Annotated in this window: 13 protein-coding genes; 3 read left to right on the top strand and 10 right to left on the bottom strand. The window is 47.5% G+C overall.

All coding sequences use genetic code 11. The features are described 5' to 3' along the window. Nucleotides 1–279 precede the first annotated feature (279 nt). The 4 genes from OXH39_16910 to OXH39_16895 form a co-directional block, all read right to left on the bottom strand. On the bottom strand, nt 280–1,539 hold the full coding sequence (locus OXH39_16910; GenBank protein MCY3552145.1) for a cytochrome-c peroxidase: 1,260 nt from the start codon (nt 1,537–1,539) through the stop codon (nt 280–282). A 77-nt stretch (nt 1,540–1,616) separates the two neighbouring features. Further along, nucleotides 1,617–2,516, bottom strand: a complete 900-nt coding sequence (locus OXH39_16905; GenBank protein MCY3552144.1) for a formylglycine-generating enzyme family protein — start codon at nt 2,514–2,516, stop codon at nt 1,617–1,619. A 7-nt stretch (nt 2,517–2,523) separates the two neighbouring features. Next, complete coding sequence (locus tag OXH39_16900; GenBank protein ID MCY3552143.1) at nt 2,524–3,348, bottom strand: SUMF1/EgtB/PvdO family nonheme iron enzyme; 825 nt, start codon at nt 3,346–3,348, stop codon at nt 2,524–2,526. A 170-nt stretch (nt 3,349–3,518) separates the two neighbouring features. Then, nucleotides 3,519–4,316 carry a hypothetical protein gene (locus OXH39_16895; GenBank protein ID MCY3552142.1) on the bottom strand — a complete coding sequence of 266 codons (798 nt, stop codon included), beginning with the start codon at nt 4,314–4,316 and terminating at the stop codon, nt 3,519–3,521. A 226-nt stretch (nt 4,317–4,542) separates the two neighbouring features. Here OXH39_16895 and OXH39_16890 point away from each other — a divergent pair, with 226 nt between their 5' ends. Continuing rightward, nucleotides 4,543–5,496, top strand: a complete 954-nt coding sequence (locus OXH39_16890) for an HNH endonuclease (protein ID MCY3552141.1) — start codon at nt 4,543–4,545, stop codon at nt 5,494–5,496. Between the two features lie 96 nt (nt 5,497–5,592). On the opposite strand, the gene OXH39_16885 is transcribed toward OXH39_16890, so the two are convergent. Both OXH39_16885 and OXH39_16880 read right to left on the bottom strand, forming a co-directional pair. After that, complete coding sequence (locus OXH39_16885) at nt 5,593–6,003, bottom strand: PIN domain-containing protein (protein ID MCY3552140.1); 411 nt, start codon at nt 6,001–6,003, stop codon at nt 5,593–5,595. Next, complete coding sequence (locus OXH39_16880; protein ID MCY3552139.1) at nt 6,000–7,808, bottom strand: hypothetical protein; 1,809 nt, start codon at nt 7,806–7,808, stop codon at nt 6,000–6,002. Before OXH39_16880 ends, OXH39_16885 begins: the two co-directional genes overlap by 4 nt. Before the next feature lie 128 nt (nt 7,809–7,936). Between OXH39_16880 and OXH39_16875 the strand changes: the two genes are divergently transcribed. After that, nucleotides 7,937–9,022, top strand: a complete 1,086-nt coding sequence (locus OXH39_16875; GenBank protein MCY3552138.1) for a Gfo/Idh/MocA family oxidoreductase — start codon at nt 7,937–7,939, stop codon at nt 9,020–9,022. A gap of 48 nt (nt 9,023–9,070) precedes the next feature. Beyond that, nucleotides 9,071–10,156 carry a Gfo/Idh/MocA family oxidoreductase gene (locus OXH39_16870; GenBank protein MCY3552137.1) on the top strand — a complete coding sequence of 362 codons (1,086 nt, stop codon included), beginning with the start codon at nt 9,071–9,073 and terminating at the stop codon, nt 10,154–10,156. A gap of 183 nt (nt 10,157–10,339) precedes the next feature. On the opposite strand, the gene OXH39_16865 is transcribed toward OXH39_16870, so the two are convergent. The 4 genes from OXH39_16865 to OXH39_16850 form a co-directional block, all read right to left on the bottom strand. Beyond that, nucleotides 10,340–10,852, bottom strand: coding sequence for a hypothetical protein (locus OXH39_16865; GenBank protein ID MCY3552136.1), 513 nt, complete (start codon nt 10,850–10,852; stop codon nt 10,340–10,342). An 86-nt stretch (nt 10,853–10,938) separates the two neighbouring features. Next, complete coding sequence (locus OXH39_16860) at nt 10,939–11,460, bottom strand: hypothetical protein (protein ID MCY3552135.1); 522 nt, start codon at nt 11,458–11,460, stop codon at nt 10,939–10,941. 57 nt (nt 11,461–11,517) lie between these two features. Further along, nucleotides 11,518–12,564, bottom strand: coding sequence for a methyltransferase domain-containing protein (locus OXH39_16855; GenBank protein MCY3552134.1), 1,047 nt, complete (start codon nt 12,562–12,564; stop codon nt 11,518–11,520). Between the two features lie 121 nt (nt 12,565–12,685). After that, nucleotides 12,686–14,953: a prolyl oligopeptidase family serine peptidase gene (locus OXH39_16850; GenBank protein MCY3552133.1), complete on the bottom strand. Its 2,268-nt coding sequence runs from the start codon at nt 14,951–14,953 to the stop codon at nt 12,686–12,688. Nucleotides 14,954–15,042 lie beyond the last annotated feature (89 nt).

Raw genomic sequence — 15,042 nt, 5'->3', positions numbered from 1 at the left:
AACCCACAAGAATACCTATAACTATTGAATCAAACAATGTTTTGAGAAATATCAGCTGTATAAATTCTATTCAATTTCCACCTGTTTGTCAAATTATTTTTTGGTATGATGGAGCCATTCGGTTTTTCTCTGTTTTCATTAAAGAAATAACGATTGGGAAACCGCCCCTACCGGACGGATGCTTTCAAGGATTTAGAGGTTTTTCGTCAACGGAAAATTAAATGTTTGTGTTAGCATGGATCGAAGGGCAAATTCGCTCTGACAAGGTTGAAAATGTTTCTATGGAAGGTTAGGTTTAATTAACAAATGTGCTGGTGGTGATTCACCTGTCAATGTCTTCAAAAATTCAACCAAGTCCCGTTTTTCTTCTTCACTGAGATGCAGCGGTTCCAACGTCCCTTCCCGTTGACCAGCAAAATTGCCTCTGGCTCCACCAGCATTATTAAATTCAATTACCGATTCGAGTGTCGGAAATTCGCCGGTATGAAAATAGGGTGCCGTTAGTGCAACATTGCGGAGGGTTGGCGTTTTGAATTCGCCTTTATGTTGCGGTATTGGTTCCAGAAAGTTTAAAATACGCGAAGCAACGGCAGTATCGTCGCTATAGATACCGCCACCGTTAAACGGGTTCACTAAAAGTTCTGAGATTCCAGCAAAACGCCCGAGGTCTTCTGGCAATTCGCCTTGTGGCACACCGAGATTATGAAACTCATTGTTTGTGAAACTTGGTGTATCGTGACACAAGATACAGACACCTTTACCAATGAATGTTTTTAATCCGCGTTTGGCTTCAGGCGTTATAGCCTCTTGATCGCCTGCGACATACTGATCAAACGGGGCATTCCTGCTAATTAAGAGACGTTCATAAGCCTCAATTGCCTTACCAATATTCGCGAAAATGGTGTTAACGACATGTTGGTCCGCTTCGGACATATTATCAAAGGTGGGGTCACCGGGTTTGCCATCGGACGGAAAGCGTGTTGTATCCTCAAATTCGGGAAGTGCCCCGAATACTCTTTCATAATCCACTGCGTAGTGCCGATGGATGAGATGTGCATATTGGAGTCGCGTTCCTGCCTGTTCCGCCTCACCTTCAAGCGCACTCAACGCTTGTGCCCAAAGGGTATCCGCCCGACCATCCCAAAACTGCCATTGGTTATAGGCAGCATTGAGGAGTGTTGGGGCATTTCTGGTGCCTCTACCTGCCCCTAATGACGTTGATTCAACATCGGCGAACCCGTGAAACGGTGAATGGCATGTTGCGCAAGCAACCGTCCCATCCTTTGAAAATCGTGTGTCAAAAAAAAACATCTGTCCCAACTGTGCGGCTTCTGGGTTATCAGCCCCACGGTTGGTAGGGTTGGGGGGCGGTGTCTCAGGCAATGGCGATAAACGTTGAATTACACTCCACTCGCGCGCTGTGAATATATCATCTTCTTGCTCAGGTGCCGCTATTTCTGGTGTTTTTTCCTCGCCGCACCCAAAGATAAATAAGACACTATTGAATATTATCCAGAGCGTTACAAGCCGTATGGTCAAGTTGATATCTCCGAATTGAGAATTAGTTTTTTGATATGGGTTGGCGTGCTAAAGCTGATACAAGTTTTATTCTATTTCTATTTTTGGGCATCCATCGCGCATCGGAATCCGAGTATCTGTCCACTTGCAACGATATCATCATATTCTCGAAAGGCGCACCGCATCTGCTCTGAACCGGCAAACCAACTTGCCCCCCGCCACGATTTTTTTCCCATCCCGCTTGTTGGGGGGCCCTTCGGGTTTTCCGCAGGACTGACGGCATAGTATTCCGCGTCAAACCAATCAGCGACCCATTCTGCTACATTTCCTACCATGTTGAGTGCGCCATACGGACTCGCGCCTTGTTCAAAACTTTTCACAGGTGCTGCCATCGCGAAGCCGTCAAGGTGTCCATCGAACTTCCGTTCATCATCAAAATTACATTTGGTCGGATCGAATTCATTGCCCCAGGGCCAGATACGTCCGTCAGTGCCACGTGCTGCCTTTTCCCATTCCGCTTCAGTAGGTAGACGTTTCCCAACCCATTCTGCATAGGCGGCTGCATCGCCCCACGTCACACCTACAACAGGTTGATCGGGATGATTGAACTTTGGATTGTCCCAGAAGATTGAGTTTCTGTGTCCCGTAACTTCTACAAATTTGGTGTAATCAGCGTTGGAGACCTCGTGTTTATCAATGAAGTAGGCATCCAAGAACACCTTATGCTGTGGGAGTTCATCAAGGGCATCCGTCATCGGATCGACATCCGGATCGCTGCCCATTATAAACTCACCTGCGGGGACATGCACCATACCTTCCGGCACCACTATGGGTGTTGGTTGAGGTTCCGATTCCACTACGGGGACCTCATCAATTTGAAGAGCCTGTTCCTCTTCCACTTCTTCGTCAACAGGTATTTCTTCATCGCTGCCACAACCGATGAGGCTCGCTATTAGCAACATCAAGTAACAGATGGTGTGTTTCAGTATGTTTGACATAGTTGAGTTAAGGATTTTTTGCGCAGCGGAATCCAACGGAACTACTGTGATCGCTACACTGCGCGGGATAGATATAAGCGACGGTTGTTCTTGTGTCTCCTGCCCCGTTTGTCCACGAACCACCACGGATTGCATAAATTTTCCCGTTTATTGTCTCTGGGTGTTTTGAATATTGCTCTACTACCCATTCCCATACGTTTCCTGCCATATCGTGTAATCCATAAGGACTTATACCGCTTGTAAAATTTCCGATAGGTGCTGATGTCATAGCGTAGCCGTCGGTGCTACCGTCCATACTGCCACCGTCGTCGAAATTGCCGCGCGCTGCGTCATAATCATTACCCCACGGATAGAGCCTACCGTCTGTGCCGCGCGCCGCCTTTTCCCATTCGCTTGCCGTAGGTAGCCGCTTACCAGCCCATACAGCGTAAGCCTCAGCGTCTTCCCAATTGACACCAACAACGGGTTGATCTGGCGCGTTCAGCCTCGGATCATCCCAAAACTTCGGTTTTCGGTGTCCAGTCTCAGAGATGAATTCGGCGTACTGCTTGTTTGTAACCTCGTACTTATCAATATAGAACGCAGCGACAAACACTGTCCGCGTGTCGGCTTCTGTTCCGAACGTCAAGTCGGTCTTGCTATCCGTGCCGAGCCTAACCTCTCCAGACGGAACCAAAACCATCTCTTCAACATCAATTGGGGTGTGAGAAGCCTCCGGAGAGGTTTGCGAATCCATGAAATCCTCTGATGCTTCATCACCACCGCATGAAATCAGGCTGACGCTCAAGCCAATAATAAGACACAAGACTGCACAATGTTTTGTTGCTTTCATGCTAAAGTTAGTTAACAGTGGGTGGAACATAATTTTTCGTGGCATGGTATATAGTCTAAACTGTCAACAGTCAGTATTCCGTCACCACAGTTTCCGTTGGTGCAAATTGATTGTAGCCCCAATATAAAGATTGAGGCTACAAGTAAACAGATAGTTCCAATAACGAATTGCTACTGTAATGATTTTTTGAGTTGTCCCCATACAACGCTAATCTTACCACTTGGATCCACCGCTTTTGCAGTCGCAAAACGATTGGAAATGAGTTCTGCGTATTCCGTAGCGATCTGATCATTCGGCGGTATGGCTGTTCCGCAACACGAGGTATGGAAATTGATAAACCACCCCTCCATATCTTTCGTGCGGTAAGCGATTGGATCCGCGTTTACACCGTCGTCGGCGTAACTTTCATACTCAAAATCGTTCCCTTTCAAAACAGCGAGACCTGACGCACGATTGGAACTCCACTTCTTGAGAGAAGGAATGAGCTCCTTACCGAGATCCGTCGGGCTAACTTGCGAAACTGTGCCGTTTGTGACTGTGGCACCAAACACGCTCTGCTGTCCGGCACCGGCAGCGGTAACACGGGCACCTTTATCCCAGTAATAGTAGAACGCGTAATCGCCGATGAAGCCGCCGATCCCGCCTTCTCTTAGCCATGTATAGACAAGGTCTTTCTTGCCTTCCTTCTTAAATATGGTGCCAGGGGTATTCCCCTGCGTGATGATGTAGATCCCCTTTGGATTCGCCTTCATATACTCAGCCAACTCGTCGCTATCCACAATTTCAGCAGTTAACTTTTTCGCTTCCAGTTCATCTACGATCATCTCAGCCAACTGCTTCGGGTTTGGAACGGCTAAGCCGCCTCCATTTTCAACAGCCGCGTCATAAAAAACAGCGACATCCTGTGCAAATGTGTGCCCTGTGAAAATTAGCACCAGCACACAAGCAAAACAAAATAGCCTTTTCATTCTTTATTCCTCCTTGTCTGCAATTTCAAATCGGTTTTAATGTTATCTAACCTTCATCGTCTAATTTAGGATAACACATCTGGACAGAAATGTTAAGAAAAATTTAATTGGGTCATAAAATTTCATTCTGGGAAAATTGCCAAACAAAAAATTGACATTTTCATGTAACGGTATTAGACTACAGACTAAAATCACCCACGTATGAACTTCCAAAGGGATGCGAAAGATGCCTAATAATATCCTACAAAAATACATCCAGAAAATGGAAAGATTGCGAATAGACAGAGCACGCGGTGCAGCACCTAATAAACCCCTTTTATTGTTAGCAATTATTGAACTAATTGAACAAGGACAGATTCCTGAAAACAGAATCGTCCTTTCCCCTGATTTGGCGGAGGCTTTCCTGAAATATTGGACTAAAGTAACAGATCGGAAACCTAACATCGCCATGCCATTTTTCCACTTAAAAAGCGAGGGATTCTGGCACCTCCACGCAAATTCTGGATATGAAACAGCATTAAGCGTTGCCTCTCAACTTAAAACGGCTTCTCGTATTCGTGAGGTGATCGCGTCTGCGAGTTTTGATGATGAACTTTTTTTCTTACTTACTAATGCCCATGATCGAGAGGTAATCCGCCAAACCCTTATAGACACCTATTTCACAGATTTTAAAACAGGTATTGAGAGTCTTATAACTGAAAAACAGCAGGTTGATGAGTACAGACAAGCACTACTGCAGCAAGTTAAACAAACGTTCTCATCTCTACAACCGTTGACACCAACAGAAGAAGATAATCCAATTCGGACTGCAGGTTTCCGTCAAGCAATCATGAGAATATACGATTACACTTGTGCTGCTTGCCAATTACGTATTGTTACAATGGATGGAGAAAGTGTGACGGAAGCTGCTCACATCATTCCGTTCAAGGTTTCAGGAAATAACGATGTACGGAACGGGATTTCTCTCTGTCAACTACATCACTGGGCTTTTGACGTGGGCTTGATTTCCTTGGGGAAGACCTATGAAGTGATCGTTTCAGAACTTATGTCAGAGCGTGGACCTACAGAGTGGTTGCTAACGACCTTGCGTGGTAAGTCGATACTATTGCCTGAGCATAATGAACTTTACCCAGCTCAAGAAGCGTTGACATGGCATCGTGAGGAAGTTTTCAGACAGTGAATTAACGAAGTATTTGAGAGGAGATACTGCAAAACATAGTCGATTAATTGATAGGGAACACGATACCAATGAAGTGATGGGTGAAAGACAAGAGAGTTATCGACGCAAGTCAATCCCCATCATCGCAAAATGCTGATCAAAAGCAAAAGCCTCGCGGATGTTATTTTCCCTGCACACTACAAAACTTGTGCAATCCGTAAAAGATAATCGTGTCGAGTCATACTGACGAAAAAGTGCTATTGCTTTCTCAAACACATCTTTATCAATTTCTACAATGGTTAGACCACCTGTCATTTCAGCGTTTCCAATAAACTCAAGGAACGCAACCGCTACTGAATGGTTTGTATCATATCTGAGTCGAGTTACGGCTTCGTCAATTACATAATCAGTGGTTAAAAGTTGGGTTTCGCGGTCTCGTAGGTTGTTGTAAATTGCCATAGCTTCGCGATGGTGCCGGTCATTCCGCTTGTAAATAGCAATCCATGCACCAGTATCAACAAAAATCATGTTTTTGACTGCAATTCATAGATAACTTCATCGTGATTGACAGAAGCATCAGTTGTGCCGGAATCGACAGATCCAACCATTTCATCAAGGATAGCGTAAGCGGCCTTAATTTGATTTCTCTTAATGATTTCACGGATTTGTCCGCTATTCACAAGAATAATGAAGTAATCGAGCGTGTCTGAGGCACTGTTCAGGATGTTAGCGAAAACATGCCGTAGACTCTGATTTTCAACCCCAAAATGCTCCGCTATTTTTAGATAGTTTCGTCCTTTCCGATGCGCGCTCCCACTTGAGCGAAGGTTCTGAAGTTTTCGGAGAAAGGCAACGTGAACATCAGCACCTTCAAGTTCATTCAAATGCAGGACAACTTCAAGAAGAGCAATCCCTCTTTTATCTTTAAACTCTTCCTGTTTCTCACAAGAGATCAATTTTCTCAGCGATTTTTCATTCAGAGAGTCAATTAGCATCTTAGTAAGGCTTAACACCATGCTATCAAAATCCCGTTGTTCGTCAGTAGCAGGAATCCTCAAGGATTGTCGGTGATGAGCATCGGCAGTTTGCAGTGGCAACAACCACTGCAAACCCAACTGTGCTTGACTCACTTTTTGCAAATCGTCGTAACGTTGTTTAAATATATGTTCTGGTCTGCCTGAATTTGCAAATTGTGCTTCAATCTGACGAGCGAAATATGTTTTGCTTACACCACCTATTGGTGGAATATTGTGTAGGTGCCAGTGTCCCTGTTCGCTGGACGGCAAGTCGCGTCCGAGATCGCCTAACCACGCACAAACTATATCATCGTGATGATTATCAATATACACGCTCCATAAACTACCGCAGCGAAGGATAGAATCCTCTACAGAGTATTTACTTGGCTCGTGGTAGTATTTGTCTAAGACTTTCTTACGGAAGTGAACGGGTGTTAGATAACTCGGTGCCTCCTCATCCACACCGCGAATATTCCCCGGATCCGCCGGCGTTTTTAGTTCATCTGGATTGGACGTGTAACTAATTTCATTCCCGTTCTCATCGACATCAATAATAAATGAGGCATATTCCTGTTCAGATACTTCGGTAAAAGGCCAGAAACCACTCTTGGTTTTTGGCAGCGGTTCAACGAGCCGTTTTCCGACTAACCGACTAAACGCTCCACAATTACCAATGCCATCAAGATCCCCATAGCGTTGCATCCAACGTATCATCCCATCTCGTCTATCTTCCTCACCTGCTGTGAACCCGAGTCTTTCCAACGACTGCGTTGAGGTTTCATTAAAAATGAATTGAATGGCGAGATGCATCTCCTTGATCGCCAAAAATTGGCGAATTTCTTTGAGTCGGATCCGGACATGGTTCGGTTCAACAACTGCAACAACTTCCTCATTTCCATCTTCATCAATTTTGATGTATGGATCCGTTGTTCTTTCGTGATGGAGATTATGGAAAAGGCGGAATTCTTCGGATATCTCCCTGTAGTCATCGCGCAATCTATGAAAATTTCTGCCAATGATTAGGGGTTCAACCCCATTGTCAACACCATAACGGAGATATTTGTGTTCTTCTTTAGTGCCTTTATAGGAAACCATACCACTGGGCATGCCCTGTGAAAATTCCAAATCCCACGTTGAATCAGACAGGGCTTCTTCAATGTGATCAGATGGTATCAGCGCACAATAAATGTAACGTTTGCTATATTCCTCCTCATATTCTTGATATACAGTGAGCATCTCGTTAAACTTCTGGGTGCTCTGCACATTCTGCAGGTTCTGCGCTTGTGAGAGTCGCCTCTTGTCTCCATTAACACTCATGGGGTCCTCCTTTCTATAACCATATAGAATATGTACCTTGAAGTATATCACATTTTTCCCTTGCATTGCAAACCGATTTCGTCTAAACTTTTATGGCAATTCTATTCTACGCATGAGGAGATAACAGTATGACGATTCGAGTCGGTATTGTGGGTACGGGTGGTATTTCGCGTGCGCATCAGCGAGCTTACACACAAGTCGGCGGTTTCGAGATCGTCGCGGTGTGCGACATCATCAAAAGCAAGGCAAACGAAGCTGCCGACCAGTGGGGTGTCCCCAGAAAGAACGTCTTCACAAGTTACAACAAGATGCTTGAGATGGACGAAATCGACACGGTGAGTGTTTGCACCTACAACCAAGGACACAGGCGACCCACCGTCGCGGCACTAAACGCTGGCAAACATGTCTTCTGTGAGAAGCCGATGGCAGCGACGCTCCCCGATGCGACAGCGATGGTGCGGGCAGCGAAAGCGTCTGGCAAAATCTTGCAGATCGGTATCCACAGCACGTTTAATCCGAGACTCCAATTCGCTAAGAAAGTGATCGATGAAGGACTGCTTGGTGACATCTATTATTCTGAATCTGCAGCATGCAGGCGCCGCGGGAATCCAGCGCGCACGTTCATCTACAAGAAAACAGCAGGTGCCGGTGCGATCGTAGACATCGGTGTCTACAACATGCACGATTCACTGTATGCGATGGGGTATCCGAAACCGGTGCGTGTCTCTGCTATCACCGAGGATTACATCTCACAGCAAGATCCCCAATTTCGAGGGATTATGGATGTCGAAGAGTTTGGTGTCGCATGGGTGCGGTTTGAAGATGGTGGCGTGATGGTATTCAAAATCTCTTGGGCGATTCATCAGGATTCGCTCGGTCCCAGTTTCTGTCTCGGTAAAGAGATGGGTATCTCCTTAAATGGTCCAGTCGTCTATGCCGATACCTATACAAGTGAACTCAAGAAGCTGGTAAAATCGGAAGGATTGACAGCAGAACCGAACCCACCAGAGGGAATGACGACGATTCGGTTCTCCGGGTTTCCTGAGGTCAATGTCTGGCAAGCACAGATGACGGCATTCCGTGAGGCAGTTAAGGCGGACGCACCATCACCGATACCGCCAGAGGGTGTACTCCTCACAAATGTGATTATGGATGGCATTTTCCGATCACACGAGGCGGGGAAAGAGGTTGCGGTAAGCGTGCCGGAAATTTAGTAAATCGCGTCTATTTCTATACAGAATTTGTTATGAGGAGGGAACATTATGACTGTCAAGGTTGGTATTATTGGTACAGGTGGCATCTCCCGGGCACACCGAAGCACTTATGAGAAGGTAGGCGGTTTTGAAATCATCGCGGTCTGCGACATCATCAAGAGTAAGGCGAACCAAGCCGCTGACGAGTGGGGTGTCCCAAGAAAGCACGCTTTTTCAAGCTACAACAAAATGCTTGAAATGGACGAACTTGATGGTGTGAGTGTCTGCACTTACAATCAGGGACATCGGCGACCGACAGTCGCAGCATTGAACGCCGGTAAACACGTCCTCTGCGAAAAACCGATGGCGGCGACACTCCCCGATGCGACCGCAATGGTGCGCGCAGCGAAGGCATCAGGCAAAATCTTACAAATCGGTCTCAATCCCACGTTTGATCCAAGGATCCAATTCATCAGAAAAGCGTTCGATGCTGGATTGTTTGGTGATATTTATTACTCTGAATCTGCGGGCTGTAGGCGGCGCGGGAATCCAGGACATACCTTTATCTACAAAAAGACGGCGGGTGCGGGGGCAACCGTTGATATCGGTGTCTACAATATGCACGCTTCGCTGTATGCGATGGGGTATCCGAAACCGGTACGGGTCTCCGCGATCACTGAGGATTACATCTCGCAGCAGGATCCGAGATTTAAGGGCATCATGGATGTTGAAGAGTTCGGCGCGGCGTGGGTCCGGTTTGAAAATGGTGGTGTGATGGTGTTCAAAATCTCTTGGGCAGTGCATCAGGATTCGCTCGGTGGCAACTTCCATCTTGGGACGAAAGCGGGTTTCTCGTTGGGTGGACCGGTTATTTATGCCGATGCGTATGATGGTGAGCTCAAGAAGTTTGTCGAAGCAGAAGGATTAACTGCGGAACCGAACCCACCAGAAGGGATGACGACGATTCAGTTCTCCGGATTCCCGCAATCTGATAACTGGGCGGCACAGATGATCGCATTCCGTGAAGCCATCAAGGCAGATGCTCCGTCGCCGATACCACCGGAGGGTGTATTGCTCACAAACGTGATTATGGATGGTATTTTCCGTTCACATGCAGCCGGTAAAGAGGTTGCAGTAAGAGTGCCGGAGATTTAGTTATTAGCCGTCAGCAATCAGCAAGCGGTAGGCGGGGTATCTAACCCCGCCTATCCGCAATGTTAAAGTAATTGGTTTTGGGCGGTTTTACCCATCTCTGTGAAACGCTTACAGATAATAACACAAGGCACAAAGCATGGAAAATAAATATAAGTTTGAGATGCTTTTTCATTTGATTTGTCTCTAAAAGGCACTTGTGTACGCCAGCAGCGTTGCAAGGGCAAAGCCTACATTGCTGGCGATAGATCCTGCAATTACGAATTTCTTGCGAAGCGATGTTATTTTCGATGTATAGATTTGGGTGTAAGCCTCAACATACTCAGGAGATTTGCCGAGGAGTCGCTCCGGTGGTGGCGTTACGTTGTGTGGATACAGGTCCACACCGAGCGGCATTGCGAAGGCACCAAGAAGGATAGCACTTGCGGCAGCGCAACCTACCTCGGCAGGAGAAAATAAAACATCAGATCCTCCATCCATCCGTGTTCCTAACAAGCACCCTCCGACACAACCTATGAGGCACCCCGCAGTGCTACCCAACCCACCTAACATAAACAACATCGCTTTTGCCGTATCTGACATATCGGAATTCGCATCGGCTTCCGCTTGTGCCTGCACGGAATTCTGTTGCGCAAAACTGACAGGTGTCGTGCTGAGAATCAATAAGGTTGCCATCAAAAAGGCGGATATACGGAACATAAAGCATCTCCTTGAATTGCAAATGGTGAGGGGTCCCGGTAGGTGCGGTTTCTAACCGCACCGGGCTTCGTCAAAAAATTGTAGCATCATAAGTCGTTAATCATGAATAGTAGCATCGCGCCCATACCCAAGTTAGAGGTGAGGGACCCCACCGTTATCCACCTTTTCCGAAGCGATACTGTTTTTGATCTATAGGCGTGGAGATAGGCTTCGATGTATTCCGGTGATTTACCGAGAAGTCGCTCCAGCGGTGGACTTGGATTATGCGGATATATGAAAACAGCGGCTGGCACGACCAAAGTCCCGCAAAAGATAGCACCTGCGATGCTACAACTCACCATCGGGTCTTCAGAGATAGAATATATACAACTATTAGTATCTTCTATAAGCAACCCGGATAAACACGCTCCGACACCGCCCGCGGCAAAACCCACGCTACTACCCACCAGTCCTGACATAAACCACAAACTTTCTCTCATATCGTGGTTTACGTCCCTATGTGCATCGGTTTCTGCTTGTGCTTGTATGGGATTCTGTTGTGCGAAACCAACAGGAATCATGTTGAAAAGAAGTAGAGTTGCCATCGAAAAGGCAGGGATACGCGACATAAAACTTCCGCTTTTATGTACGTTCTGGAAAAAGTATAGCATATATGGTAGAAATTATTATGTAAACCGGATGACATATATCCATGCTTGTTTTCCACGGACATCGACTGTCAACCGTTGCTGAACACCGAGAAAACGCAGTTTTTCCAGCTCGTCATTGAGAAGTGTACGTTGCGAGGTGAGCAGCACCATCCTCCCCCTCGGTTTCAAGACGCGTGCATACTCCTTGAGACAGTGCCGATATAGATTCGTCAACTGAGGAATGTTTCCGATAGTCTCACCGAATGGGAGATTACAGACGATTTTATCAACTGTGTTCGGTTGTAGTGGTAAAGTGCGTGCATCCCAATGGAAAAATTGACGGGGTTGATGTTTCCTGCCGAAATTCATCACGGTAGCATCTAACGCCTCTGTAGAGACATCACCACCGATGAGATAACGGTAGCGACCGATAAGTGCACGTTCCAAAAGAATCGTCCCAGCACCACACATAGCGTCTAAAAAGACATCGTCCGGATGGGGTTTTGAAAGGCGCACCATGCTATACGCCAACGTCGGTTTGAGGGACGCGGGGATATGCGCCTGTTTATATGGACGCTGTGCCATATCGTTTGGGGAAAGTTTGATACTGATATAGCCATCGTCTCCGTGTACCTCTGCCCAGACATCCAGTGCTGCTTGAGTCGATGCCAAATACCACCCGCGCTCCGATAAGGCGCGCTCAATCACGCGCTGCAGGTCGAGACGGCGGAAGTTGCGTTTGCCAGACAACCGACTCGTCACGCGAAACGGCATCCGTTTCCGCACATTGATACCCACCTGCCGACAGCACTCGAACAGCTCCTTGAAACTTAAACGCGTCAGTGAACCACGCAGCACTGCCAATGAACTGCGCGAGCGTGTCATCTTTGGTATCCGCTTTAGAATGAGAAAGAGATGTTCGGCTGTTCGCAGAGATAGCAGCTCACGCGGGTTACCCGCATATTGGAAGATGATGCGCTGCGGTTTACGTTCCAGGATTTTCAGATTGGTTTCAAAACGCGCGGATAACTCCTCGCGTGCGATGTTCTCTAATCCTGCACTAACGATGATAGAATAAAGCATGGTTTTTAATAGTTGTCAGTAGTCAGTTCTCAGTTGTCAGCAGGGACCCGTTTCCGCTTTCTGAGCAAAAAGTAGGACACCAGCGTAATCTTGAAAATCTGTGAATCCTATAAATCCTGGTTCAGACAGAAGAAGAAGGTTCGGGCCAATCGAGGTGCCGATGTAGGAATCGGAACGTCCGATCAGAATTAATCTGGTGTCCGCCATCAAAGAATTCGATCTCCGTTCTATCAGCGATACCTAACCGAACATAAAGCCGCCGGACGACAGCGAATTCATGCGCCACCCATTCATCGGGCGCGACACCGTCGTCATGCCCACGTTCCACCATGAACGGACGCGGCGCAATCAATCCTGCCATCTCACCGTAGTTGAATGTGTTTCCCAAATCGAACTCCGGCATCTCGTATTCACCCGTGAACATATAACTGTAGCCAGAGTCAAACGTCGCATTTTTGACGATCCACTCGTTGAAATCAGCGGAACAGATAGAACAGGCGTAACGTTCAAGCACTGCGGGGACACGCATCGCCGTTTTACCACCGTAGGATAATCCATAAAACCCAATCCGATCGGCATCAACGAAGGGCTGTTCCGCAAGCCAATCAAGCGTCCGTTCATGCTGACGGATAATCAACGAAAAGAGCGACCATTTTATCGGATTCGCTTTGCGTTGAATGACACGGAAAGCATCTTGACCGATATAGGGATTCTGCGGTGCGTAGGTGATAAACCCTCTGTCCGCCAAGCTTGCAGCGTAAGAGTAATAAACCGATTCTATTCTCGGATCCGCCGTATCCTGTGGTCTACCCTCTAAACCGTGCTGACAGACAACGACAGGACGCTGTTCACCCGGCTGAAGATCGTTTGGAAGCAACAAGATACCGTAGGCGAAAACACCGTCCCACACATCAAGGACGACCTCATAACCTTTCCAGCGGGGTTCGTCATAAATGAGCCTCGTTCTCGGATTAGCAGGCACATCGGGTGCTGGACACCTGCCGATGACTTCGCCCCAGAAATAGGCTTTAGCATCGGTACACGTCTCCTCCCATTCTGCGAGCGAAGAGGTATCGGTTTTCTCCCAAAAAAATTGTTGTCGCCGCGATGCTGCTTCCCGCAAGAAACGTTGGCTCAAATTAACCAACTGTGTAAACTGCCGCTTCTGCCTCGCCTCGTAATCAAAATCGTCAACGCTGGGAGAAGAAAGCAAATGGTAGCTGTCAATGCGCGCATTCTCAACACCGAGTCCCGTAAGAAAAGCGGTTAAAGTTTCTTCAGAACCCGGGGATCCATCTACAGAAGAGACGAGGCGCAAGGCATCTTCACTGCCGAGCTGACAATAAAAATCGTGTGCGCGACTGAATTCTGCCTCAACGGAATCGGCGGGTGGTGACACGAGTTGCCCGGGTGCCGCGCCGCCGCGTCCATTACCAACCGGTGGCGGACCGGCAACTTCAGGTCCAATGCTTGCCTCTATAACCAACGGCCGTGGCGCAATAAGGCTCGCAATTTCAGCATCGCCAAACTCGTGTAACTGCCCCCAAACGTTTCGGTAGATCGGTTCTCGCCAGACCTCTTGCCGCGATTGGAAATATCCACTGACAGCTGCCGCTTGAATTCGTGTATCAACCGCTGCACTATGGAGCGCGATCAATCCACCTTCACCGTAGCCGATAACACCTATTGGTGCGTCAGTAGAAGCCATCCAGTCCACCAACGACAATACCTTCTGCACCTCATACCCGATGATATGCCTTCCAAGTTGATACGCCATCCGATAGATGAATTCGCGATGTGGTTGGTTCGTCATTCTACCGATGGTTGAATTGCCGGAATAGGTATCCTCGCGGTTAATAAGGAGCGGAACAACGACGCGACATCCTGCTCTTGCCAAACGTCTCGCAAACTGGGCACTCGGTGGCAATTCATCCGTTACACCGGCTATCATCTCCGGTGTCCAATCAGCATCGGGCAAAGCAACGACTTGAGCAACAATAGGGGCGTTGTGCATCGGTTCCAACAAAAGCCCCTCACCTTCTACCTCATCGAAAACCTGCCAACGCACGCGAGATACGGTGTAATTCTCATCTTCTGTAATCTGCGCGGCGGATGTTGTTGTAGCCACATAAGCGAGGTCCTCGATTGGCAGACGCGGATCGAGACACCCAATCTGTTTCCTAAACCGTGCGCGGTTCGGTTCGACAGATTCAGTATACGCCTCGTGAGAACTATAATCGCGATGCCACAAGGTTTCCCGTTTTTCAACGGAACGCGCCACCGCGTCGGTAACGTAACCGTCAAGAGCCTCGACCATTTGTGCAGCAAGATCACCCTCTAACGTCAGAGCAGCTGTTCCATGTAACACTTCTGCGGTTTTGTTTGACATGCAAACTCCTTTGAGGATTAGCCATCAGCCGTCAGCAGTCGGCTATCAGCAATCAGTTATCAGTGGTCCGTAAAGCGCGTCTACCGGAT

The sequence above is a fragment of the Candidatus Poribacteria bacterium genome (assembly GCA_026702755.1).
GTDB lineage: Bacteria > Poribacteria > WGA-4E > WGA-4E > WGA-3G > WGA-3G.
This window is presented reverse-complemented; position numbering and strand designations above follow the sequence as displayed.